Raw genomic sequence first — 2,270 nt, 5'->3', positions numbered from 1 at the left:
GCCACCTTGACCGTCTTCAGCGACGGCAGGAAGCGGCGCTTGGTCTTGATGTTCGAGTGGCTCACATTGTGGCCGACCATCGGGCCGATACCCGTGAGTTCGCAACGACGCGACATCTTAAGATCCTCAAGGTCACATCCGCGAACGTGTGCGGACGCATGAAACAGGTGCACGCAGCGGGCGGACCCCTGCGAGAGAGGGGGCCGTATAGAGGAATGACTCGGAGGCCGTCAAGGCTGGAGTCGAGTCAGGCTGGGGATTGGGGCGGGGATCGCCTTCGTTCAGCCCGCGTTCAACGACCCTGCTATAGAGAAGATCGTATGAAGACCTATCGGAAGCCGCTCACCATGAAGACGCTGCCTGTTTCGTTCGCCCGCGCTCTGGCCCTGGCCGCGCCCGTCGTCGCGGGCGCCGTCATGCTGGGCGCGCCGGCCGCCGCCCCGCAGGCCCAGACAGCGGCGCCGACGCAGCCGGTCCTGCCGGGCTATTGGGAATACACCACCAGCGCCCTGGGCAGCCGTGACACCGAGCAGAAATGCGTCCGCCCCAGCGAGATCAACCGCTTCTTCGGCGGCCTGTCGACCAACCGCTGGAAATGCACCTATCCGACGCGTCAGGTCGGCGACGGCCGCGCGCGGTTCGAGGGCACCTGTCAGGACAAGAAGGGCCGCCGCGTCAACGTGCGCCTGAACGGCACCTATCAGACCGAGAGCTTCCACTTCAACGGCGGCGCCCAGCTGATGCGCGGCACGCCCTATATCCCCGCCAGCATCACCGCCCGTCGCCTGGCCGCCCAGTGCCCGGCGGGGGCCGAGTATTTCTGAGGCGGGTAGGGGGTGGCGCAGATGCTGATCGCCATCCTCTTTGCGGCGCTGGCCGGACTTGCTGAGGGGCGCCAGGAGCCATTGACCCTAGGGTATCCTGTGACTGTCGATTTGAACGACGCTGAGTGCAGCTTCTTGGTCCAGGATATGTGGGCGAGAGATCCTGCGTCGGTCGAGCAATGGATGGCGTCGCTGCCCGACAAGGCCCTGCGGGTAGACATCGTGTGGAGCGATGAACAGGATCAACAGTGTGTCGGGTCAGCGCGCTCTGCCGTGGAACGCGCTGGTTTCAGTCGCATCGTTGTCCGTCGTGGCAGTCCCAGCGAATACCCTGATCTGCTAAGGCGGAGCGCGCCGGGGGCCAGCGTTCCCTAACAGCCTATAGCGGAGCAAGTGCGGCAAGCGGCGCCTTTCGGCGCCGCAGCTCACGACAGGCGGTCGCGGAACTCCGTCCAGTCGAACTCGCGCACCATCTTCAACTCGTCCGTGGCGCTGTTCCACAGGGCGATGGACGGCAGGGGGACGCCGTTGAAGGTGTTGGTCTTCACCATCGAATAGTGGGCCTGATCCAGGAAGGCGAGGCGCGTTCCGGGCGTCGGGCGCTCGGCGAAGACGTAGTCGCCGATGATGTCGCCGGCCAGGCAGGACGGGCCGCCCAGGCGCACGGTGACGCCGTTCTCGGGCTCATGCAGCATGGCGGGGCGGTAGGGGGCCTCGATCACGTCCGGCATGTGGCAGGTGGCCGACAGGTCGGTGATGGCGATGGGCATGCCGTTGTCGAAGACGTCGAGGATTTCCCCGATCAGGATGCCGGCGTCCAGGGCCACGGCCTCGCCAGGCTCCAGATAGACTTGCACGCCGTGGCGTTCGGCCAGCGTGTTCAGGAAGGCGACCAGACGGTCGGTCTGATAGTCGGCGCGGGTCACGTGGTGGCCGCCGCCGAGGTTCAGCCATTTGACCCCGCCCAGCAGGGGGGCGAGCTTGGCCTCCACCGCCGCCCAGATGCGGGCCAGGGGCTCGAAGTCCTGTTCGCACAGGGCATGGATATGCAGGCCGTCGACGCCCTGCATGTGCTCCGGCTTCAGCTGCGACACCGGGAAGCCCAGGCGCGAGCAGGGCTGGGCCGGGTCGTATTTGGCGACCTCGCCCTCGGAATGTTCGGGGTTCAGCCGCAGGCCGATCTCGAAGGTCTCGCCCTCAGCCCGCGCCTTGGCGATCAGGTCGGCGAAGCGCGTCACCTGATCCGGCGAGTTGAAGATGACGTGGTCGGACAGGCGCAGAATCTCGGGCAGATCCTCGGCTCGATAGGCGGGCGAATAGGTGGTCAGCTCGCCCTTGTAGAACTCGCGCGCCAGCCGCGCCTCCCACAGACCGGAGGCGCAGACGCCGTCGAGGTATTCCCCGACGACGTCCGCCAGCGACCACATGGAAAAGGCCTTGAGCGCC

The 2,270-nt window shown here is 66.4% G+C and carries 4 protein-coding genes; 2 read left to right on the top strand and 2 right to left on the bottom strand.

The window, feature by feature from the left end; genetic code table 11:
- Positions 1-116: 50S ribosomal protein L28 (rpmB, locus tag VGE49_RS04460; protein ID WP_331033375.1), on the bottom strand; the 116-nt coding region annotated here is incomplete at its 3' end.
- A 204-nt stretch (positions 117-320) separates the two neighbouring features.
- Between rpmB and VGE49_RS04455 the strand changes: the two genes are divergently transcribed.
- Together VGE49_RS04455 and VGE49_RS04450 are read left to right on the top strand one after the other, a co-directional pair.
- Positions 321-824, top strand: a complete 504-nt coding sequence (locus tag VGE49_RS04455) for a DUF3617 domain-containing protein (protein ID WP_331033374.1) — start codon at positions 321-323, stop codon at positions 822-824.
- A gap of 21 nt (positions 825-845) precedes the next feature.
- Positions 846-1,199 carry a hypothetical protein gene (locus tag VGE49_RS04450; RefSeq protein ID WP_331033373.1) on the top strand — a complete coding sequence of 118 codons (354 nt, stop codon included), beginning with the start codon at positions 846-848 and terminating at the stop codon, positions 1,197-1,199.
- A gap of 50 nt (positions 1,200-1,249) precedes the next feature.
- Here VGE49_RS04450 and VGE49_RS04445 read toward each other — a convergent pair.
- The coding region (locus VGE49_RS04445; RefSeq protein WP_331033372.1) for a carboxynorspermidine decarboxylase at positions 1,250-2,270 on the bottom strand (1,021 nt) is incomplete at its 5' end.

The sequence above is a fragment of the Brevundimonas sp. genome, from assembly GCF_036405315.1.
GTDB lineage: Bacteria > Pseudomonadota > Alphaproteobacteria > Caulobacterales > Caulobacteraceae > Brevundimonas.
The sequence above is the reverse complement of the archived record's forward strand: the minus strand, read 5'-3'. Positions and strand labels throughout refer to the sequence as shown.